This window comes from Parahalioglobus pacificus, from assembly GCF_014652275.1.
In the GTDB taxonomy this organism is placed as follows: Bacteria; Pseudomonadota; Gammaproteobacteria; order Pseudomonadales; family Halieaceae; genus Parahalioglobus; species Parahalioglobus pacificus.
Genome location: NZ_BMYM01000001.1, coordinates 1,790,040 through 1,811,021 on the forward strand (window position 1 = coordinate 1,790,040; position 20,982 = coordinate 1,811,021).

Here is a 20,982-nt window from a genome sequence, read left to right on the forward strand (position 1 = left end):
TTTTGCCATCCTATCGCCTAGAAGCGGTAGGAGAAGTCCACGCCATATGAGCGCAATGCCGAGGGATGGTTGAAGCTGCCGCCAAATTCCGGCGCGGGGATCACTTCCTGCAGATACTCCTCATCCGTCAGATTGCGACCCCAGGCAGTCACAGACCAGTTATCAGCCTCTAACCCTATCCGCGCATCAACCGTCGAGAAAGAATCTCGTGACGACTTGGACATATCCTGGTTGAAGACAGGCGCACCGAACAGGTTGTTCCAGATTGTCGGAGTCTGCTCACCCTGCAAGGTGTGAAACCACATCTCTCCGGTGTACTGCCAGTCAATGCGGCTTACGAGATCGACATTGCCAAAGGCAGGGTATACGAATTCAACACCCAGGTTGCCCGTAGTCTCAGGTGCCTGCGGTACATCATTACCTTCAGACAGTGGCCGGTTGCTGTTCTTTTCGATCTCAGAATCCAACAAACCGATACCCCCGTAAAGTGTTAGACCCTCAGCCGCGGCGAAGGTAAAGTCAGCCTCGAAGCCCTGCACATACATCTCATCGATGGTTGTCACTGAGCGCAGCAGACCAAACGGGCCAGCAAAGAATTCGAAGAACTGGTTGTCTTCAACATCCGTGCGGAACACAGCTGCGTTCAGGCGAAGCCGGCGATCAAAGAACTCGGACTTCATCCCGATCTCGTAGGCGGTTGAGACCTCCTTGTCATAATCGTCGGTCACCTGCAGTTGCGCATTCACGTCTTCACCAGGTCCGCCAAAGCCGGCGTTGAACCAGAAGTTCAACAGGTCTTCAGTACCCACTGAGTTAAAACCGCCTGACCGGAAGCCGATGCCATAGCTGGCGTAGAAGTTGATTTCATCACTCGCTGCCCAATTCAGAGTCACTTTGGGCTGGAACTGGCTAAACGAATCATCCCGGTCCGGAATGCCTGCGGGGTTGTTGGCAAACGCAGGGTTGATGGGGCCCGGATTACCATTGGCATCCAGCAGGTTGATGTTGAGACCAGAGTTAGTAACGTTCGGTACCTGGTTGCTGACTTCGCGATCTTCGTAGTCGTAGCGAGCAGCGATTGCCAGCTCCAATGTATCCGTCAGGTCAAACTCAAGCTGACCATACGCGGCATAGACCGTGGTATCGAAATCATCCCAGAACAAAAGGTCTGTCGGATTGGGACCTGTGGGTGACACGTAAGGAGCACGGTCAAAGCCAGCGCCAGTGTCCGCGCCATAGGCCACCACAACCTCACGCTCGATCTCGGCGAAGTAGACACCACCGATCCAACTGAAAGGGCCGTCTTCGGCTGAGACCAGACGCGCGTCGATGCTCAAGTCTTCCTGGTTGCGCTCCTGATACTGGTAACCGTCACAAGCAGTCGCCGTGTAGGGACCATACACACCCTGAAAATCGGCACCCGGAGGCAAAACTAGGAAAGGATCGAGTTGGCCACCAAACAGATCAGGGCGCGTAAAGCTGTTGATCGTGGCGCGGTCGTTCTGGCACGCGCCGGTCAGTTCATAGCCGTAGAATGTCGCGCTGGTGCCATCTGAGATCAAATACTCCTCAAGGTCGTTATACGCAACACTGGCGACAAAATCTGCGAAGCCTAGGTTCCAATCAGCCTTAAGAGCAAGATCAAGAGTTTCTTGCTCATTACCATTGGGCGTATTGAACTGAAACACGAAATCGAGATCGTTTACGTCCTTGAAAAACTCTTCTGAGCCTAACGCATCGACGAAGGCTGGGATGGCAAAAGCGGCATTAAAATTAATCGCACCTGCATCCACCTCGGAGTAACCGGCACGGAAGTCGAAGCTAAGGTCTTCATTCACATTCCAGATAAAGCGCGTTCGAACGCTGGTATCTTCAATGAAGTCGACGACGTCGTCCTGATTGGTAAAGTCATTCTCGTAGAAGCCATCGGTTTCGCGCGTACTTATGGACAAACGACCGAGCAGCGTGTCCTCGATAATCGGCCCACTGATCATGGCATTGACTTTATAGGCGCCATTATTGCCGACGCCGCCGCCAATTTTGGCCTCAAACTCGTTCGTAGGTGCCTGCGTGGTTACCAAAATGGCACCCGCAACGGCGTTGCGGCCGTAGAGTGCGCCCTGGGGGCCTTTCAGAACTTCAATCTGCTTTACGTCAAACAGCTCTTCATTGAAACTATTGGGGTTTGTGCTGAGTACGCCATCAACAACATAGGCGAAGGTTGATTCGGCATCACGGGTTGAAACTACACCGCGAATGCTCACCTGTGTGTCACCCACATTGGCCGTATCTACAAGGGTCACGTTAGGAATCAGACCGATGTAGTCAGATGCCCGCTCGATACCGGCACGCTCAATCGTGCCCTCATCGATGGCCGTGATTGCGATGGGAACGTCCTGCAGGTTCTCACTGCGCTTACGCGCAGTCACCACGACCTCCTCTATCGTAAAACTTTCCGACTGCGCCTGTGCACTGAGCGACGGAATCGTCGATACCAGTGCGGCAGCCAGCGCTCCTACCAATGGTTTTTTACTTAGGTTCATGGCATTCCTCCTGCCTCTTATTACCCGGATGTTGTACCGCTTGAAAATGAATGACTGCTCTCGCCACTGCTGTTTTCTATAACGCGTAATCTGCGCCACAGTGTTGTTGTGCTAATGCCCAGTGCCTGAGCCACTTTGTTTTTGTCACCGTTAAAGCGCGACATGGCCTCGAGAATGGCGTCTGTCTCCTGCTCGCGCAGGGAAGCCGGCGATGTGGATGCCCGGCTTACCGGCGCAAACAGCTCCGGCAGCACCTGTTCCAGCGGGGCCGCGTTTGGGTCCTGAGATTGTGCCGCCTGATTGACGACCAGACGCTCGATAAAGTTCTGGAGTTCGCGCACATTGCCGGGCCAGTGATAATTGGCGAAGTGCTGCGCCACGCCCGCGTAAACGCTGACCGCATCAATGGCCACCTGATACTGACGCGCGTAGCGTTGCAGGTAGTACTGTGCAATCGCCTTTACGTCTTCCACCCTCTCCCGTAGCGGCGGCATTTGCAGTGAGAAGACGTTGAGTCGGTAGTACAGATCGTCGCGGAAGCGACCCTGGGCCACCGCGGCGCCCAGATCCCGGTTGGTTGCTGAGAGCAACTTGAAGTTAAGGGGTATCTCACGATTGCTGCCCACGGGGCGGACACGCTTTTCCTGCAGCACCCTCAGCAGCTTCACCTGCTGTGACGCGGGCATTTCACCGACCTCATCGAGATAGAGCACGCCACCATTGGCGCGCTCGATAAGGCCAATGCGCCCGCCCCTGCGTGAACTGGTAAAGGCACCCTCGACATACCCAAACAGTTCACTCTCGAACAGGTCGTTGGGAATGCTGCCGCAGTTAAGCGCCACCAACGGCCCTTCCTGGTAGTCACTCAGGCGATGAATCTCTTTGGCAATATGCTCTTTACCAGTTCCGCTTTCGCCCTGGATCAGCACTGCGCCATCGCCACGCGCGTAAATAGCGGCCAGTTTGGCAAGTCGCTCCATGCTGGGCGAGCGGATAACAAACTCGTCGCGACTCTTATCGGGCTCGGCGCTGGTTTGGCCGCGATAGGCATTGCCCGCTTCGATGGCTGCTCGCAACAAGTCACGCGCAGAGCTTCGGCTGTAGACCAAGATGGCGGGCAGCCCGGCCTGCTCGGCCATGTGGCAAGTGTAACTTGGGCCCACAATCACACCGGGACGCTCCTCAGCCATTGCCAACTGAAAAGACTCACTGGCCTGGCCAGAGGTCGTGTAACCGTGCGGCGTAAAGTCAAACTTCACCATGCCCTGCAAGCTTTCGAGCAAGCGCGGCGGCTCGGCATTCGCCGCCTGATAATAAAACAGGTGAACATTGCGGGCGATGCGTTGTGCTTTTTCCAGTGCCTCTACGATGTCTGCATCTGACACCGGCTGGCTGATCACGGGCACGGACAGGGTTGCTGACAAATAGGCAGCGTTGGAACCCGCGCTCGCTACAACGTCAGGCTCGTGCAATGCCACCAGGCTGCGATAATCCGTGTTGCCATTGGCCACAGACTCGACGATGGTCACCTCAGCCTGATCTTCGAACTCGTGGACAACCGCATTGATCAGCTCACTGAACTTGCGATACCCCACCAAGAGCACTCTGACTTTGCTGTTACGTATCGATGCCATTAGCTGCGCCCCCTCTCGGCAATCGCGCTCAGAACATCAGCGCTACTCACAACATCCGCATACTTGGCGTGCAGGTCATGCAGATTAGCCTCGTGCGCCTGCGCACTGCGATCACCCACGGCCTCGCGGGGTATGCAAACCGGGTAGTCGTGTTGCAGACCATCCACTGCCGTTGCGCGCACGCAGCCTGAAGTAGTGAGCCCGGTGACTACAAGGCTGTCGGCACCTGCCGCCTGCAGCGCCTCGTTGAGATTGGTGCCAAAGAAGCCGCTGGCGTACTGCTTTTCGATCAGCTCTTCACCCTCACGAGGTGCCAGGCGTGCATCCACCTGAACCCAGTGTGAGTCGGGCTGCAGAACGTCCAGCGCCGGCAAACGCGAGCGGAACACCGGCGCCTGATTGGCGTCGCGATACACCACCGTGGTGTAAAACACGGGCAAACCCTTGTTGCGGAAGGCGTCCAGCAATCTGGCATTGGCTGCCACCACCGCATCACTGTCGCTGCCCAACGGGCAGGTGGGATCGGTAAACCCGTTGATCAGGTCTACCAACACCAACGCGGGCCTCTGGCCCAGTGACTGTGATTGGCGGCTAAGGTCTGGCATGGCTTAGGCGGCGCTACTGGGGTTGAAACGCGGGGACTCGGGCGCCGGCATGTGCGTTTCTTCCAGACAGCGTGCCTTCAATTCCTCGATGGTTCCGCCGCGGTTAAACACCGTCACTTCACCGCGCTCAGCCTTTAGCTGGGCACGCCGGGCTTCGGTGGCAGCCTCATCGAACACGCCGTCTTCTGAAACAATCACGCCATAGCGCTTGGCACCCTCAGGCGTTACCAGACGCCGCGCTATATCCTGCAAAACCAATGCGGGATCGCGATCATAGGGATCACCCCAGCCGCCGCCGCCCCAGGTGTTGAAGTACAGCAGATCACCCGCCTGCACTTTCACACCTTCGATTTTCGCGGGCAGCCATTCCTCAGAGCCATCCTTGCGCACCAGTTTCTTGGTGGACCGCTTGCCGGTCTCTCCGCCCAATACGCCCCAGGGATAGGTCAACCAGCGTTCATCGTGAATACCTATTTCACCGTCAGCGAGGAATCGATAGGCCACACTGAGGCCGTTGCCGCCACGGTGCAGCCCCGCACCTCCGGAATCAGGGATGGTTTCGTAGCGCTCAATGCGCAGTGGGAAGTACGACTCGATAAATTCGTTGGGCACGTTGGTGAAGCCAGGCCAGAGCGAGTGACCGTCCGGACCATCACCGACCGGGCGTCCGGGAATTCCGCCGAAGCCAATCTGGAACAGCTGGAACCAATCGCCATTCTTACCTTCACGCTGGTCATAGCCCGAGTAGAACAGGTGGGGTGAATCGGAGAAGCCCGCCGCGTTCAGCATTTGCTCCGGTGCGCCCATGCCCAATAGCGCGCCCAGCAGATCGAAGATACGACCCAAGGCGTGCGTACGGCCTGACAAGGCCGCCGGGAAATTGGGCTTAAGCAGAGTGCCCTGCGGAATGCGCACATCAACGAGGTCATAGAAGCCGTCGTTAAATACGATCTGCGGATCCACCACGTTGATCGTGAAGGAACCGAAGAACATCTTGAACATGTCTTCGTTGAGGAAGAAGTTTACCGAGCTCTGCGCCTGCGGATCAGTGCCTTCGAAATCGAAAATCGCTGTCGAGCCCTCGCGCCACATCTTGCACTTGATGCGATACGGGCCCATGCCCATACCGTCGTCGCAGAGGAAGTCTTCAAACTCGCGCGGCTCTTCGGGGATGAACATCTCGATGATGTGTTTCATTGCCGCGTGGTTGCGCGACAGCATGGTGTCCATGGTGGAGATCAGGACCTCATCACCAAAGCGCTCAGCCAATTCAACGCAGCGCTTTGCCGCGGTGTTACAGGCCGCTACCAGTGCATTCAGATCGAAGCGGTTCCACTGCGGAGTGCGCACGTTATGAAGGATTAGCTCCAGCAGATCCGCCTGCAGCTCACCCTTCTTGTACAGTTTGATGGGCGGAATGCGGATGCCTTCCTGGTAAATAGTAGTGGCCTCAATAGGAATCGAGCCGGGGACCATGCCGCCGTTATCTGACATATGACCGAACATCGCCGACCAGGCGATGTGCCTGCCTTCTTTGAACACCGGCACCAGCACCACCCAGTCGGGCAGGTGCGACACTGCGGCGTTACACATGTAAGGATCGTTGGTGAGGATAATATCGCCTTCCTCAATCTCCTCATCGTAGGCTTCAAGGAAGGGTCCAATGAACGAGCCGAACTGACCCACCACCATTTTCCCGTCGCGATTAGCGATCATCGGGAAGCAGTCGCCCTGCTCACGGATGCCAGGCGACATGGCGGTGCGGAACAGCACAGCATCCATCTCTTCCCGCGCATTGCGCAGCGCGTTCTCAATGATGTCTACCGTGACTCCGTCGACCTCAACCGGATTCAGGGGCGCCGTATTAGTCTGGATAATTGTTGCACTCATTGTCCTGGTCTCCTTACGCCGCCGGGTTTATTAGAAGGTTGCCCACAGCATCAACACGGGCGTCGTAGCCCGGCAGCACCACGGTGGTGGAGTCCATTTCGCTGACGATGGCAGGGCCAGCCACCACAAGCCCTTCGTGTAGCTTGTTGCGATCGTAGATGCCCGCTTCGTGCCACTGCCCCTCGAAGAAGAACTTGCTCTGGTGCAACTTGCACTCATCCAACGTTGTACCGGCAGTACCCAGACTCATCTCGGCGATGGCCTTGGCCCGCGCCTTGGCAACAGCGCGAATCATCAGGATTTCGTGCCCGTCACCCAGTTTGAAAGTGAACAACTGCTCGTGCTCCGCATCGAACTGGTCCGTCAGCAAGGAGATACCCCGCTCTGTCAGCTCCTGCTCAGTAAAGTCCACGGTAATCTGGAAGGCCTGCCCCGCGTATCGCAAGTCAGCCTGGTAGCCGATCTCGTGGTCTTCGACGGGAATACCGTCAGCAACCAGCGACTCCCCGGCCCGCAGCTGTAGCTCTCTCAGGTCGGCGCGCAGTTGCTCATCGGTCAGATCCGAGGCCATGGTGATGTAGGTTCGCGCAGCTTCATCCTGCACCTGTGTAGTGGCGTCACCGTAGGCGCAAAGTACACCCGGGCCGGGCGGCACAATCACAGGCCAGGCGTCAGTGAGAATGCCCAGAGCGTTAGCATGCAGGGGGCCAGCGCCACCGAAGCCCACCAAAGCAAAATCGCGTGGGTCATAGCCCTGCTCTACCGACACTAGCCGCAGCGCACCGAACATGGCTTCGTTCACAATTTTGATGATGCCTTCGGCCGCTTCCATCAGCTCAATGCCCATGGCATCAGCGACCTTCTGAACAGCCGCAACGGATGCGTCGCGATTGATTTCCATCGCACCGCCTAACTGGACGTCAGAGGGGAGATAACCCAACACCACGTTAGCGTCGCAGACAGTCGGCTCTACGCCACCCTTCATGTAGCAGGCAGGCCCGGGGACAGCACCGGCAGACTCAGGACCTACACGCAGCGCTTTGGTGAGTTCGGGCACAAAGGCAATGGAGCCACCGCCGGCGCCCACTGTACGCACGTCCACTGACGGTGCGCGCACACGCACATCACCCACAAAGGTTTCTCGACGAACGCGTGCACGCGAGTTCTGAATCAGGGCAACGTCGGTAGACGTACCGCCCATATCAAAGGTCAGGATGTCGTCATAACCCGCGCGGCTGCAAAAGTAGATGGCACCCGCCACCCCACCCGCTGGGCCGGACATCAACAAATTTACTGGCGATTCCGCCGACGCACGCGCCGACGCCAGACCACCGTCTGAGCGCAGGATGGACAGCTGGGTGTCTTCACCCATCTTCTGTTCCAGCGCTGCCTGAAGGTTATTGACGTACTGCTCTACCTCGGGCCGCACATAGGAGTTAACCACCGTGGTTTCTGTGCGCTCGTACTCCTGCATTTCCGGCACAACATCACTGGAAATAGAAATAGGCGTGTCGCAGAAAACTTCTTCGGCGATAACCTGCGCGCGGCGCTCATGTTCTGCATTGATGTAAGCGTTGATAAAACAGATCGTCAGGGCTTCGATACCACCGCGGGCTTTCAGAGTTTCAAGATCAGCCCGCAATGCGGCCTCATCCAGTGCCTCTACCACCTCGCCGTCAGCACCGACGCGCTCACGGGCACCGATAGTTAACTCCAGTGGTGCCAGCAGCGGTTTCTTCACGTAGCTCACCCAACCGCCCAGACCGCCAGGACAAAACGAGCGCGCAACCTGCAGTGTGTCTTCGTAACCGGCGGTGGTGACCAGCCCAACTGTGGCCCCCTTGCCAGTAAGTACCGCATTGGTGGCCACGGTAGTACCGTGCATTACCAGCTTGATGTCTGCCGGGTTAACACCCGATTCGTCACACACACGCGCGACACCGTTTAACACACCAATGGACTGGTCCTGTGGCGTTGATGGCACCTTGGCGGTGTGGGTCTGCCCGGTCTCTTCATTCATCAGCAGGAAGTCGGTGAACGTGCCACCGACATCCACACCTAAGCGATAGGCCATGCCTGTTATCTCCTCGTTCTCAAAGCCTGTTACTGCCGCTTCAGGCGGCGTTGTTTGTTAGCCAGTAATGGGCGCGACCGCCCTGCACGTACCCGGTAAATTCGCTGGCGCGACTGACCGCCTGCAACAGCGCGGGCATATTGATGCCAGTGGTAAAGCCCATTTGCTCCACCATCATCACCACGTCTTCGGTAGCGACATTGCCTTTCGCACCGGGGGCGAAGGGGCAACCGCCCAAACCGCCCAATGAGCAGTCAAAGCGGCGCACGCCGCTCTCAATGGCGGCAAATACATTGGCCAGACCCATCGCGCGGGTATCGTGGAAGTGACAGGCCAGTCGCTGAGCGCCGTGCGCTGCAACCAGTGCATCCATGACGTCACGCACCCCGGCGGGATTAGCCGCACCGATGGTGTCAGCCATCACAATCTCATCGGCACCCCAATCGGCCAGCAGTGCAGCCTGCTCAATCACTGTGGCAGCGGGCACGGGACCCTCAAACGGGCATTCCCAGGCGACGGACAGGTAGGCTTGTACGCGCGCGCCCTCAGATTTGCCGCGCGCAATGATGTCCTTGGCAACCGCCAGGGTCTGTTCCAGAGTCATACGAATGTTTTTCAGGTTCATGGTTTCCGTCGCGGACACCACGACGGCCACGGTTTCGGCACCCGCGGCCCGCGCCAACTCGTAGCCCTTCATGTTGGGCACCAGCACACTGAGCTCCGCATCGGCTGGCAACGACACGGCTGCCAGCACCTGGTCAGTCCCCGCCATTTGGGGCACGGCCTTGGGGGAGACGAAACTGCCTGCTTCGATGTGCTTAATACCGGCGGCCAACAAGGACTCAACAAGGGCGACGCGCTGCTCAACCGTGAGGTGCTTGTCCTGGCTCTGCAGGCCATCACGGGGACCAACTTCATTGATGACAATGGTTTCCTGTGTCATTAGCCGATCACTCCCTGTTCACGCAGTGCGGCAATTTCGTCGCCGCTGTAGCCCAGCAATTCACTAAACACACTGTCGGTGTGCTGCCCGAGCAGAGGTGCAGGCGAAAAGTCCTCTGCACTGCTGCGGGAGAGCTTGATGGGGTTTCCGGGCCCCTGGGTGGTTGCACCGTCAGGATGCTTCAACTCGACCACCATATTGCGGTGGTGTACTTGCGGGTCAGAGAGGGCCTGACTGAAGCTATTCACGGGGGCACAGGGAATCCGTTGCGCCTCCAACTGGTCCAGCCAGTAGCGGCAGGTGTTGGTCGACAGGATGTCGTTCAAACGGTTGTTAATCGTTTCTCTGGCGGCCCAGCGTCCGGGCTGCCCATCCAGATCTGGATCGTCAAACTCCGGGCAATCGACCACCGTTTTAAGGTTCTGCCAGAAATTGTCCGTGATCACGGCGATCACGATGAATCCGTCAGAGCATCGGAAGGTGTTGTAAGGCACATGCACAAAGTGGGAATTACCAATGGGGTAGGGATCTTCGCCGGAGAGGAAGTGCATGGTGGCCATGTAATTGAGCAGCGAGATCTGGCAATCGAGCATGGAGATGTCAACGTGCTGGCCTTTACCGCTGCGCTCGCGCTCATACAGCGCCGCCAACAGCCCCATCACCCCGAACATGCCACCACCCAGATCGCCGATGGGAATGCCTGCCCTCACCGGGTGCTCCTGGTCCGGTCCGGTAATGGACATGCCACCGCCGGTCGCCTGGGCAACCTGGTCGAAGGCCGGTCGCTTACACGCGGGGCCGTCGGAGCCAAAGCCGGTGACGGTACAGGTGATGATCTTGGGGTTCACACGGCTAAGCGAGTCGAAATCAATCTTCAGGCGCTCGGGAACGCCGGCACCAAAGTTACTGATCACGATGTCAGACTTCTCAACCAGGCGGTAGAACTGGGCTAATCCCGCTTCGCTCTTTAGATCAATGGCAACACTCCGCTTGTTGCGGTTCAGCGTGATGAAGTAGGCACCCATGCCCTGCAGCGAGTTGTTGGGGTCGCTGGCCAGTAGCTTGCGCGTGCCCTCGCCCTTAAGGGGCTCAACTTTGATGGTATCGGCACCGAGGTCGGCCAAGATCATGGCGCCGTAGGGGCCCGACAACATGTGTGTCAGGTCCAGAACCCTCAGGCCATTCAGGGGTTTGTTCATGCGTGCGAGGCTCCTGTGCTAGTCACTGCACTGATAGACGATGCCCCATACTGGCAGGAACTGTGCCAAGGCCTCATAGAAACCTAAATTTTAGTAAACTTAAATTTATTATTCATAAGAATCAGTAACTTAAGTCGCGGCTTCTGAATATTATGTATTCGTTGGGTTTGAACTAGCTACGCCGGGGCCAACCAAGCGGATTCAATATGAAAAGAATAATTTCAAACTGAATAAGGAGAGTGGTTCGCTAGCGCTCTTCTGGAGACCGTTCGGGATCCTCTGTCAGTTGCAGATCAGCGCCGCTGAATGCATCGGGATCAAGGTCGATAACCTGCCATCCCTCGAGGCCAGTTCGGGGCGAGGTGTTGAGCACTTGGCTGCCATTTTCCTGCACGATATCTCGCGCTGCGGTCACATCGTCCACCCCAAAGGACAGCAGGAACAGACCCTCACCATGCTTCGCCAGGTACTGACCGGGCACACCCTCAGGGTCAGTAGGCTCAATCAGCACGATCCAGGTTTCACCGGCGCGGAATCGGGCCGTCTTAACGCCGCGACCTTGCAGGTTGCCGCGTAAAAATTCAGTCACTCCCAACGCCCCGTACTGGGATATGGCGCTGTCCAGATCGCGAACCAACAGATTGATGTGATGAACATGAGTGAGCATAAGTGGTTCCGCCAAACACGAGTTTGTTTTAGGTCAACTGCGCAGATACCGCCCGTTTCAAAGACAATAGAGGCATTTCGTCGCAGCACCTAACCACTCATCGCAGCATAACAGGCATTCACCGCAAAGCTATCAACATTACCGCGTGAGGGTGAGAGCATCCGATCTCGAACAGACCTATCGTAGGGGTAGGGCCTTCACTGTTACCCACGGTGAGGCACAGGGGCCAAAAGCCCGTTTCGCACAGGACGTGCGAGGAGCTTCGCACAGGATGTGCGTAGAACAAGAAGGCTAAACATGTCAGTAAAGATTCGTAGGCTTATTGCGCCTATCGTCGTTATCGCCGGCGGCATGGGGATGTACTCCCTACTGCACGCCACCAAACCAGAACCTGAGAAAGCCACCGAGGAACCGAGGCCAACCAGCGTCTACACCGCGCCGGCGCAGGCCACGGATGCTACCCTCACAGTAACCACTCAGGGCGAGGTCCGTTCGCGCACTCACGTGAATATGGTGTCGCAAATCAGCGGGCGCATCGTATCTGTATCGCCGGAGTTTATCGAAGGCGGCCGGGTGCACCCTGGTGAAACCCTAATCACTATCGAAGATACCGATTACCAGTTGGCACTGCGTCAGGCGCAGGCGGCCGTCGCCGATGCTGAAGTGGCCTTGCAACAATCGCTGGCCGACGCGGATGTAGCGCGCAAGCAATTACGCAACACTCCCAGCCCCTCTGATCTGGCGCTGAAAAAGCCGCAGGTTGCGCAGGCAAGGGCAGCACTGGCGGCTGCGCGGGCAACTCTTGAACAGGCGCAGGTTAACCTGCAGCGCACGCGGGTCAGCCTTCCCTTTGATGGGCGCATAGCACACACATCGGTTGACCTGGGTCAGTTCATTACTGCTGGCACGGTGCTGGGAGAGGCCTTTGGTACCGAAGTCGTCGAAGTTCGACTGCCGCTGGCTGACAAGCAGTTAGCAGCGCTAGGCCTACCCATCGGCTACAGCGCCGATGAAAATGGCGGCATGCCTGCCACCCTTCGAGCAGACGTTGCCGGCCAGACACATCAGTGGCAAGGAGAACTGGTTCGCCTGGACGCATCGATCGACCCCAGCACCCGCATGCTCTATGCCATTGCCGAAGTGGAAGCTCCTTACTCGGAAGGCGCCTCGCGCGGCGGCATGCCGCTGGCTGTAGGGCTGTTCGTGGACGCCACCATCAATGGTCGGGAAGTCGCAGACTCCGTCGCCGTTCCAAGCAGCGCCTTGCGCGCAGGCAATGTGGTCTTCGTACTGGATGATCAGGGAAGGCTGGATGTTCGCCATGTCGAGGTTGCTCACAGCGATGGTGACACTGCCGTGATTACCGCAGGCCTCGAGCCTGGCGAGCAAGTCGTGACATCGGCCATTCGCAATCCCATTCAAGGGATGGCGCTTTCGCGTATCGATACCAGCGCTGTCGCTAACAACGGCTGAGGGGCGTCATCATGGAACGAATTATTGCGTGGTGGGTGCGTACGCCCGTTGCTGCCAACCTGTTGATGGTGGGCATAGTGCTGGCCGGCTACCTGGGCTTTCTGGCCATGGAGCGGGAAGCATTTCCGCAGGTTTCACCCAATCAGGTTGAGATCGAGGTTACCTGGCCCGGCGCGGCACCACAGGAAGTTGAAGAGCAAATTATCATCCGCATCGAAGAAGCGCTTAAGAACATTGACCGCCTCTATCATGTGTACTCCACGGCACAGGAAAACTTTGGCCGTATTGAAGTCACCACGTTTCCGGATGTTGACGTCAACACATTCCTGAACGATGTGAAAAACGCGGTGGACTCGGTGGCATCCCTGCCCCGGGATATGGAGAACCCCATAGTCCGGCGCACCGAGTGGCGCAATGAAATGATGCGCATAGCAGTTTACGGCGACATTGGCGAGAAGGCCCTGACGCGTCTGGCGCAGGACCTGAGAAACGAGGTCGGTGCCCTGCCCTACATCTCTACCATTGATCTTTTCGGTACCCGCCGCGAAGAGGTCACTATCGAACTTTCTGAAAGCGCCATGCGCAGCTACCGACTGACATTTGCAGAGGTGGCCGATGCGATACGCGCCAACTCGCTCAACCTGTCGTCAGGCCAAGTGCGCACGGACACCGGTGACATCCAATTGCGCGCGCGCAATATGGCTGACACCCAAACGGACTTCGAACAAATCGTTGTGCGCCAGACTGAGGGCGGCGCAGTCATCCGCGTGGGTGATGTGGCCCGCGTTAACGACGGCTTCGAGGACAATGAAATACTCGCCACTATGAACGGCCAGCCCGCCGTCCTTATCCAGGTGCAGACCACCGACAACATGCAGGTGGTGAAGGCCAGTAATGCCGTCAAGGCCTGGATGGCTGAGGCGCAAATGCGTATGCCCGAGGGCGTAGAGCTGACCCTGTGGGCAGACAACGCAGACATTTACAGCAGCCGCATGAACCTGATCGGCGAGTCCTCGGTGCTGGGTCTGATGCTGGTGTTTATGGTGCTTATCCTGTCACTGCGACCCAAAGTCGCCCTATGGGTGACCGGCGGTATTGCTGTGGCATTCATAGGCACCTTCTCACTGCTGCCCATGAACGACGTGTCACTGAACGTGATATCCACTTTCGCCTTCTTACTGGTGCTGGGCATCGTAGTCGACGATGCTATCGTCGTGGGTGAGAGCATCCACCACCACGCCCACGAGGAGCTCTCAGGCGACCAGGCTGCCGTGAAAGGTGCCATGGCCGTGAGTCGACCTGTCATTTTCGCAGTGCTGACAACCATGGTGGCTTTTGCACCCTGGCTGTTTGTTACCGGTGAGGAAGCCCAGGTCACACGCCAGCTGTCAATTGTGATTACCGTGGCGCTGGCCATCTCTCTGATAGAAGCGTTTTTCATCCTGCCCACGCACCTGCGACACCTGGAGCCCCGCAAATCCCTGTCCGGGCTTGCACTGCGTCAGCAACGCATCGAGCACAGTATCGTTACCTTCGCCCACAAGGTGTACCGTCCGGTACTGGCATGGGCCGTGGAACGTCGAGTATTGACAACTTCTCTGTTTGTAGCCGCTTTCATTGTTGCCATGGGACTGTTCTCCAGTGGCTGGGTGCGCTTCTACTTCCAACCGCAGGTTGAGAGCGAGCAGATTTACATCAACGTAGAACTACCCACGGGCACGCCCTACGCCAGAGCTTTGGAAGTGCTGGATCATTTGCAGAAAGCTGAGATGGCACTGATCGGCGAGGTAGAGAAAGCGGCCGAGGCGACCGGTAAAGGTAGCGGACAGCTGATCGAGGGCTGGTACACGCGTTCGCGCCGAGATTCGGTAATTGCCATTGTTGCACTCGCACCGCCAGAGGTGCGTGCCATGTCGGCCCGGGAGGCTGCGGATAGATTCAGGCAACTAGTGGGCGAGATACCCGATGCCGATGCGATCGAAGTGAACTACACCCTGAACAACAACGGGTCTGACCTGACCTACTTGCTCAAGCACCGGGACGATGAACAGCTTCAGGCCGCCAGCAAGGCACTGCAAGCAAAACTCGCGTCCTACGAGAGCACCTTCTATGTCCGTGACAGCCAGCGAGGTGGTCTCGATGAAATTCTGCTGGAGTTGAAGCCCGGCGCCGAGAAGCTGGGCATCACGCTGGCGGACGTATCCCGCCAGGTACGCCAGGCCTACTTCGGCGAAGAGGTTCAGCGCCTTCCCCGCGAGAACGGTGACGTGAAGGTGATGGTCAAGTATCCCCGCGATCTCCGCTCGCGCCTGTCCAGCCTGGACCAGTTCCGGGTGCGCACCGCAGATGGTCGCGAGGTGCCGTTGATGTCAGTGGTGGATATTGAATTGGGTGCGGGGGTGCAACGCATTCAACGACGAGACGGCGAGCGCGTGGTGTATGTGCGGGCGGATATGGCGCAATCGGCGATCAGCGATATCACTCAGGATATCAATGAGCAGTACCTGCCGGAACTCGAGGCGGAGTATCCCGGGCTAGCTATCCTCAAAGGCGGCGCGCAGGAGGCAGAGGAAGAATTCTTCAACGAGATTGCAGCGCTGTACGCGATTGCGTTCTTTGTGATGTACGCGCTGATTGCAATTGCCTTCCACTCCTACTGGCTACCACTGCTCATCATGACGGCCATTCCCTTTGGGTTCATGGGCGCGGTGTTCGGCCACCTGATTTTCGACCTGCCAATGGCACTGTTCTCTTACTTTGGGATTGGCGCGGCGGCCGGCGTTGTTGTGAATGACAACCTGGTGCTTGTGGACTATATGCGGCGGCTAAGGGAGCAGGGGCAGTCAATCAAGGAGGCCGTATTGAATGCAGGCGTCAATCGTTTCCGGCCCATTCTGCTGACTACGGTCACTACCTTTGTGGGGCTGATACCCATCATGTCAGAGCGCTCTACCGATGCGCAGTTCCTCAAGCCTGCAGTACTGTCGCTGGCGTTCGGGGTGCTATTCGCCCTGTTCGTAAGCCTGCTGATGGTGCCCGCTCTGTACGTGATTGGCGACGATGTCTCTCGCGTAGCGACGCGCCTTAAGAATCGCATCCTGGGTCGTTCCACCCAGCCAGTCGCCGAATCCCAGCAAGCCGGCGCCTGACCCCCTTGCCAGTTGAGCATCGCCAGACAGCGGTGCTCAACACGGTACCTCATTGCGCTTTGGATCCACCGCGAGCAAAGGCAAAAGACCACCAATATTCGTCGCACATTGTGTCGAATGTCACATTCACCGAATTGTAATGCGCCAGCCCTTGCGGCTTCATGCGCGCTGGGTAGAATTGCGCCGCTCTCAGGATGGCAGTGGATCCTCACACGAATTAGTAATCGCGGCTGGTTACGGGCAGTAAATTCTGCAGGTTTTAGGCCAGCTGGCACGAGGGTTGCTGGAACTAGCATGACCGTGGGCAAAACCCCAAACCAGGCTCACTTATGCACTGCTGCGGGGAGCGCTCACACAAACCTGGTCAAAAAAGCACCAAAACAGGGCAAAACGGTCATCAGTCCACCAATGGATGGTTGGGCGCAAACAGGAAGCAAGGACAATGAGTGCAGGCATGACAGTGACGGAGAAGGATCGCGTGAAGCAGGCTGTGAACGAGCTGGTGCTAGCGGAGCTATTCCTGGTACAAGCCACCATCGAAAGCGCCACTGCTATTGGCGACGGGCTATCGGCACTGACTGACGACACCCGTGTGCGCAAGGAGTCTGTTGCAAGCGTGCTAGCGCGCACAGCGGATGAAGCACTGGAACCCTACACTTCTCGCCTGAAACTGTATCGAGAGTTACTGGCGCGGGAACCGGGTAACGTCACAACACCCCGGCTACCGGGCTAACCCGCCCTACTACTGGCTATTGGCCGCCTCCAGCGCCGCCAGCTGTTCAGGCGTCGCCTCAGCCTGATGGTTCGCTTTCCACTCACTGTAAGGCATGCCATAAATGTGCTCACGCGCAGCGTCGTAATCCACACTCTGCCCGGCTTCCTCTGCGGCCGCCATGTACCACTTGGATAAACAGTTGCGGCAAAAACCGCCAAGAATCATAAGATCAATGTTCTGAACATCCTTGCGGCTGTCCAGATGTGCCAGCAGGCGACGAAACGCCGCAGCTTCAATAGCGTCTGAGGTAGCTTTGTCCATTGTCGGTCATCCGTTGTTGAAGGCGTGCCATTCTAAAGCAGCGGCTGTCTGGGGCATACTGCGCGCCACACAATAGATAGACACAAACGGGAGACAGGTCTTGGATTCTTTTGAAGGAAATACAGCCGTCATAACGGGCGGTGCAAGTGGCATCGGTAAAGCCATTGCCGCCGCCTGCCTCGCGGAGGGTATGTGCGTGGTGCTGGCTGATATTGAAGAAACAGTGCTTGCAGACACCTGCTCGGAGTTCGACACGCAGTACCCCGACAAGGTGCTGGCGGTGACCACAGACGTGGGAAAGGAGGAGGATTTAACCCGTCTGCGAGACACGGCCTTTGATCACTTTGGTGGCGTGCACCTGCTCTGCAATAACGCCGGCGTCGGTGCTGGCGGGGGCATGTTGGATGCGACGTTGAATGACTGGAAGTGGACCATGGACGTGAATCTATGGAGTGTTATCAACGGGTGCCGACTGTTCCTGCCGCGCATGGTCGCCCAGGACACTCCCTGTCACATCGTAAACACGGCGTCAGCGGCTGGCCTGACTCCGTACAATCCGTCAGCGGCCTATACAGCCACCAAGTACGCTGTGGTGGGTCTCACTGAGAACCTCCACATCGAGATGAAGCAGCGCAACACACAGGTAGGCGTGTCGGTGCTTTGCCCCGGCTTCGTGAAGACAAATATCGCCTACTCGGGCAGAAACCGTCCCGCCGAGCTGCGCGATGGTGGCGGTGATGGCGCGCCTCATGGCGACCCGGCTTTTGAGGCCATGCGACATATGGTGGCCAGCGGCATTCCAGCTGAGGCCTTGGCAGAGATGGTTATAGCCGCAATCCGCTCTCAGGACCTTTACATCACCAGCATCCCACTGGAACCGGTGCTCGCGCTGCGCAACAATGTCATCATCGGCGGTGGTGGCCTGGAGCCATTGACTTCACTGGACGACTTCAAAAACTAGTCGCAGCAATTACCGGCACAAAAAAAGGGGCCTTTCGCGGCCCCTTTTTCATTGCCCCAGCCACCGCTGAGCACGCCGATTCAGATCGGCATAAATTCGCCACCGTTTACATCAAGGGCCGCTCCGGTCACCACGCTTGCGTAGTCTGATGCGAGGAACACCGCCGCTTTGGCACATTCACCATCATCGGGAATGACACCCAAAGGAATGCTTTCGGTGACACCAGCAATCAACTCCTCGACGGTCTTACCCGTTTCGGCGGCCTGCCAGGCAAAGTAGCCCTCCACCGCGGGCCCCCACATCCAGCCCATGTGCGCACTGTTCACGCGAATGTTGTACTGCCCCAATTCCAGCGCAAGGTGCTTGGTGGCGCTGCGAAGCGCAGACTTCGACGCGCCGTAGCCGCCCTGGGTTGCCAACGGCTTGTGTTCAACCATGGTGGCAATCATCACTATCGCGCCGCCGCCGGCGGCTTTCATGCCGGGCACGCAGGCCTGGGTTAACTGTATGGTGCCGAAGAAGTTCACATCCATGGCACGTCGCCAGCTGGACAGATCAGCGGATTCAATAGGCTCAAAGCTGCCAGGGTCATAGGCACTGTTGAACAGCACATCAATACGCCCATACTCCGCTACCGCGGCTTCTGCCAGGGCCTTACACTGAACCTCGTCTGAGATATCGGTCGGCACTTTCAAGAGTGGAGTTTCCAGACCAAGGCCGCGAATCTCTGCCTCGGCTTCGTCAAGTTTAGCTGGCGTCCTGGCGGCCATGACAACGGCGGCAGCGCCCTCTTTGGCCGCCAGCGTTGACAGTTCCTGACCCAGGCCCGGACCAATCCCCGAGACGATTACCACCTTATCGCGCAATAGCATTCTAATTATCCTTCTATCCAAGCAAATCTTAGCCGTTGCACTATATTGTCAGATTGAGTGCAGACACGTCTTTGTCTATGTCATTAGGATGGCTGACGTTTAGCGATGCGGTTTAGAAAACTGGATGCCGGGCGCTGATCAGGGAAACACCCATCACACGACCTAGGCCGGCCACCTGAGTTAGGTGCGGCCAAAAGCTCTTCAGTGACTGCACAAGTAGCCCATCCTTGGAAGAAGCCGTTGTGAAGACATTTCCCACCCCGTCACTGACAGCCGTCATCGCTTTAATAACAGCCGCTTGTTTGAGCGTAGAAACCGTGGCATCCGATTGGCCTGACAATCACTGGCAATTCAGTCACATGCGCGAGTTGTATCCAACCGCAAACATTGAGCGCACTACCTCCTCACCCTGGACACTCACAGGCGAGCCGCTGGCTCCAGAGGACATTGAACTCAGCCAGACGGATGGCGGCTATACACTTGCCGATGCAATCAAGGCACAGAACATCGATTCTCTGATGGTGATTAAGGACGGCCAGGTACGGGTAGAGACTTATCGGGGCGAGCAGTCGCCCTCACGCACCCACCTCATGATGTCCACCACCAAATCAGTAGTAGGCACTATCGCGGCTATTCTAGAAGCGCGCGGCCAACTGGACCTGAGCAAGTCGGTGGATCACTACCTGCCGGAGATGAGTCAGTCGGCTTATCGGGGTGAGTCAGTCCGAGACGTGCTGGACATGCGCGTAGGGTCAAAATTCAATGAGGATTACGAGGCACTGGACAGCGATATTGCCGCCTACGGCTGTGCGACTGGCTGGGACAAGCATCTTTACGAATGCGACGAAGATAGTCCCCAAGGTTTGAAATCGTACATGCAAACTATTCAGCGTGATGAGGCCAATGATAACCGATGGGTCTACAAATCGATTGATACTGATGTGGTTGGATGGGTACTTGAACGCGTCTCCGATAAGCGACTACCCGAGCTCATATCGGACAAAATCTGGAAACCCATGGGCGCAGAATTTGATGCTGACATGATGGGTGACGGGCTGGGCGGTTTCTTTGCATCCGGTGGAATGAATGCTGCTCTCAGAGACTACGCACGCTTTGGGCAGCTGATCTTGGACGGGGGGCGTGGCATTGTTCCCAAAGCATTCATCGACGATCTGATGAACCAGCCCGGCGACCCAACATGGCCTTACCCGGTGGAGGGTGCGAAACCCTACTACCCGTCATTCTGGTGAGGAGAGGGGAACGGCAAGGGCGACATAAAGGCGTACGGCATTCACGGCCAGCTGCTGCATATCGCCCCCACCGAGAACACGTTGGTAGCGGTGTTTTCCAGCTGGGATAGAGCAGACGAGGAGGAGGACTGGGAAGCGATTGAGACGCTGAGCGCAGACCTTATCGCTTACTTCCACACGACAGAAGCTGGCAGCGAGTAAGTACCAGTCGGCCTTACTCTACAATGTTCAGCCGGCGAAGTATCTCTTCGCCCTGGCCCTCAAAGCGCCAACGGACCGCATCAAAGTCTTTCAGCGGAAGCCAGTAAGCGCGCGCGACTTCCCAGGTGTGATCGGTGCTAATAGCGCCTGATGAATCGGTAAGGTCGCAAAAATAGAGATGAAAACCGGTGTCGAAGGTGTGGAACAGCGCACCCGGCGCAAGACTGAGCCCCGTTTCTTCAAAAGTTTCCCGGTGCGCTGTGCATTGTGCGCCCTCTCCCGGCGCGGCACTGCCTCCGGGAGGCCCTACCAGGCCGCGGGGATTTTCCACGACAAGAATGGCATCGTTTTGAACCGCCAGACAGCCAGCACTCAGGGCAGTGACCTGCTCACCACCAAAAGGACAAGGCGGAATTTCACGGGCGCAGCCAGAAGTCAGGACTAGTAGGCAAACAATCACCAGGCGCACGGGATAGGTACTCGGT

Annotated in this window: 16 protein-coding genes; 5 read left to right on the top strand and 11 right to left on the bottom strand. The window is 57.4% G+C overall.

Annotated elements, in window-relative coordinates; translation table 11 throughout:
• Positions 1-17: 17 nt before the first annotated feature.
• The 8 genes from IE089_RS08105 to IE089_RS08140 form a co-directional block, all read right to left on the bottom strand.
• On the bottom strand, positions 18-2,543 hold the full coding sequence (locus IE089_RS08105; RefSeq protein WP_189477014.1) for a TonB-dependent receptor: 2,526 nt from the start codon (positions 2,541-2,543) through the stop codon (positions 18-20).
• A 20-nt stretch (positions 2,544-2,563) separates the two neighbouring features.
• Entirely contained in the window at positions 2,564-4,177 is a 1,614-nt protein-coding gene (locus IE089_RS08110) for a sigma 54-interacting transcriptional regulator (protein ID WP_189477015.1), read from the bottom strand.
• Entirely contained in the window at positions 4,177-4,782 is a 606-nt protein-coding gene (locus IE089_RS08115) for an isochorismatase family protein (protein WP_189477017.1), read from the bottom strand. Before IE089_RS08115 ends, IE089_RS08110 begins: the two co-directional genes overlap by 1 nt.
• Before the next feature lie 3 nt (positions 4,783-4,785).
• On the bottom strand, positions 4,786-6,672 hold the full coding sequence (locus tag IE089_RS08120; RefSeq protein ID WP_189477019.1) for a hydantoinase B/oxoprolinase family protein: 1,887 nt from the start codon (positions 6,670-6,672) through the stop codon (positions 4,786-4,788).
• Between the two features lie 13 nt (positions 6,673-6,685).
• Positions 6,686-8,746, bottom strand: coding sequence for a hydantoinase/oxoprolinase family protein (locus IE089_RS08125; protein WP_189477021.1), 2,061 nt, complete (start codon positions 8,744-8,746; stop codon positions 6,686-6,688).
• A 40-nt stretch (positions 8,747-8,786) separates the two neighbouring features.
• Complete coding sequence (locus IE089_RS08130; RefSeq protein WP_189477023.1) at positions 8,787-9,689, bottom strand: hydroxymethylglutaryl-CoA lyase; 903 nt, start codon at positions 9,687-9,689, stop codon at positions 8,787-8,789.
• The gene (locus IE089_RS08135) at positions 9,689-10,888 is read right to left on the bottom strand and encodes a CaiB/BaiF CoA transferase family protein (protein ID WP_189477025.1); all 1,200 of its coding nucleotides are present in this window, start codon (positions 10,886-10,888) and stop codon (positions 9,689-9,691) included. The genes IE089_RS08130 and IE089_RS08135 overlap by 1 nt, the downstream gene beginning before the upstream one ends.
• A gap of 247 nt (positions 10,889-11,135) precedes the next feature.
• Positions 11,136-11,555, bottom strand: a complete 420-nt coding sequence (locus IE089_RS08140) for a VOC family protein (protein ID WP_189477027.1) — start codon at positions 11,553-11,555, stop codon at positions 11,136-11,138.
• A 297-nt stretch (positions 11,556-11,852) separates the two neighbouring features.
• Between IE089_RS08140 and IE089_RS08145 the strand changes: the two genes are divergently transcribed.
• From IE089_RS08145 to IE089_RS08155, 3 genes are all read left to right on the top strand, one after another.
• Complete coding sequence (locus tag IE089_RS08145; protein WP_189477029.1) at positions 11,853-13,028, top strand: efflux RND transporter periplasmic adaptor subunit; 1,176 nt, start codon at positions 11,853-11,855, stop codon at positions 13,026-13,028.
• A gap of 11 nt (positions 13,029-13,039) precedes the next feature.
• Positions 13,040-16,177: an efflux RND transporter permease subunit gene (locus IE089_RS08150; protein WP_189477031.1), complete on the top strand. Its 3,138-nt coding sequence runs from the start codon at positions 13,040-13,042 to the stop codon at positions 16,175-16,177.
• Between the two features lie 442 nt (positions 16,178-16,619).
• Positions 16,620-16,910, top strand: a complete 291-nt coding sequence (locus tag IE089_RS08155; protein WP_189477033.1) for a hypothetical protein — start codon at positions 16,620-16,622, stop codon at positions 16,908-16,910.
• A 9-nt stretch (positions 16,911-16,919) separates the two neighbouring features.
• On the opposite strand, the gene IE089_RS08160 is transcribed toward IE089_RS08155, so the two are convergent.
• A complete protein-coding gene (locus IE089_RS08160; protein ID WP_189477035.1) occupies positions 16,920-17,213 on the bottom strand; it encodes a DUF1244 domain-containing protein in 294 nt (97 codons plus the stop codon).
• 100 nt (positions 17,214-17,313) lie between these two features.
• Here IE089_RS08160 and IE089_RS08165 point away from each other — a divergent pair, with 100 nt between their 5' ends.
• Complete coding sequence (locus IE089_RS08165) at positions 17,314-18,174, top strand: SDR family NAD(P)-dependent oxidoreductase (RefSeq protein WP_189477037.1); 861 nt, start codon at positions 17,314-17,316, stop codon at positions 18,172-18,174.
• A gap of 80 nt (positions 18,175-18,254) precedes the next feature.
• On the opposite strand, the gene IE089_RS08170 is transcribed toward IE089_RS08165, so the two are convergent.
• Positions 18,255-19,046 carry an SDR family oxidoreductase gene (locus IE089_RS08170; RefSeq protein ID WP_189477039.1) on the bottom strand — a complete coding sequence of 264 codons (792 nt, stop codon included), beginning with the start codon at positions 19,044-19,046 and terminating at the stop codon, positions 18,255-18,257.
• A 242-nt stretch (positions 19,047-19,288) separates the two neighbouring features.
• Between IE089_RS08170 and IE089_RS08175 the strand changes: the two genes are divergently transcribed.
• On the top strand, positions 19,289-20,296 hold the full coding sequence (locus IE089_RS08175) for a serine hydrolase domain-containing protein (RefSeq protein WP_189477041.1): 1,008 nt from the start codon (positions 19,289-19,291) through the stop codon (positions 20,294-20,296).
• 214 nt (positions 20,297-20,510) lie between these two features.
• Here IE089_RS08175 and IE089_RS08180 read toward each other — a convergent pair whose 3' ends face one another.
• The gene (locus IE089_RS08180) at positions 20,511-20,966 is read right to left on the bottom strand and encodes an NUDIX hydrolase (RefSeq protein ID WP_189477043.1); all 456 of its coding nucleotides are present in this window, start codon (positions 20,964-20,966) and stop codon (positions 20,511-20,513) included.
• Positions 20,967-20,982 lie beyond the last annotated feature (16 nt).

Bases quoted from the DNA above. Each gene is read 5' to 3' on its own strand.
- IE089_RS08115 (WP_189477017.1), bottom strand. From the start codon at position 4,782: ATGCCAGACCTTAGCCGCCAATCACAGTCACTGGGCCAGAGGCCCGCG.
- IE089_RS08125 (WP_189477021.1), bottom strand. From the start codon at position 8,746: ATGGCCTATCGCTTAGGTGTGGATGTCGGTGGCACGTTCACCGACTTC.
- IE089_RS08130 (WP_189477023.1), bottom strand. From the start codon at position 9,689: ATGACACAGGAAACCATTGTCATCAATGAAGTTGGTCCCCGTGATGGC.
- IE089_RS08120 (WP_189477019.1), bottom strand. From the start codon at position 6,672: ATGAGTGCAACAATTATCCAGACTAATACGGCGCCCCTGAATCCGGTT.
- IE089_RS08145 (WP_189477029.1), top strand. From the start codon at position 11,853: ATGTCAGTAAAGATTCGTAGGCTTATTGCGCCTATCGTCGTTATCGCC.
- IE089_RS08150 (WP_189477031.1), top strand. From the start codon at position 13,040: ATGGAACGAATTATTGCGTGGTGGGTGCGTACGCCCGTTGCTGCCAAC.
- IE089_RS08135 (WP_189477025.1), bottom strand. From the start codon at position 10,888: ATGAACAAACCCCTGAATGGCCTGAGGGTTCTGGACCTGACACACATG.
- IE089_RS08170 (WP_189477039.1), bottom strand. From the start codon at position 19,046: ATGCTATTGCGCGATAAGGTGGTAATCGTCTCGGGGATTGGTCCGGGC.
- IE089_RS08110 (WP_189477015.1), bottom strand. From the start codon at position 4,177: ATGGCATCGATACGTAACAGCAAAGTCAGAGTGCTCTTGGTGGGGTAT.
- IE089_RS08140 (WP_189477027.1), bottom strand. From the start codon at position 11,555: ATGCTCACTCATGTTCATCACATCAATCTGTTGGTTCGCGATCTGGAC.
- IE089_RS08160 (WP_189477035.1), bottom strand. From the start codon at position 17,213: ATGGACAAAGCTACCTCAGACGCTATTGAAGCTGCGGCGTTTCGTCGC.
- IE089_RS08155 (WP_189477033.1), top strand. From the start codon at position 16,620: ATGAGTGCAGGCATGACAGTGACGGAGAAGGATCGCGTGAAGCAGGCT.
- IE089_RS08105 (WP_189477014.1), bottom strand. From the start codon at position 2,543: ATGAACCTAAGTAAAAAACCATTGGTAGGAGCGCTGGCTGCCGCACTG.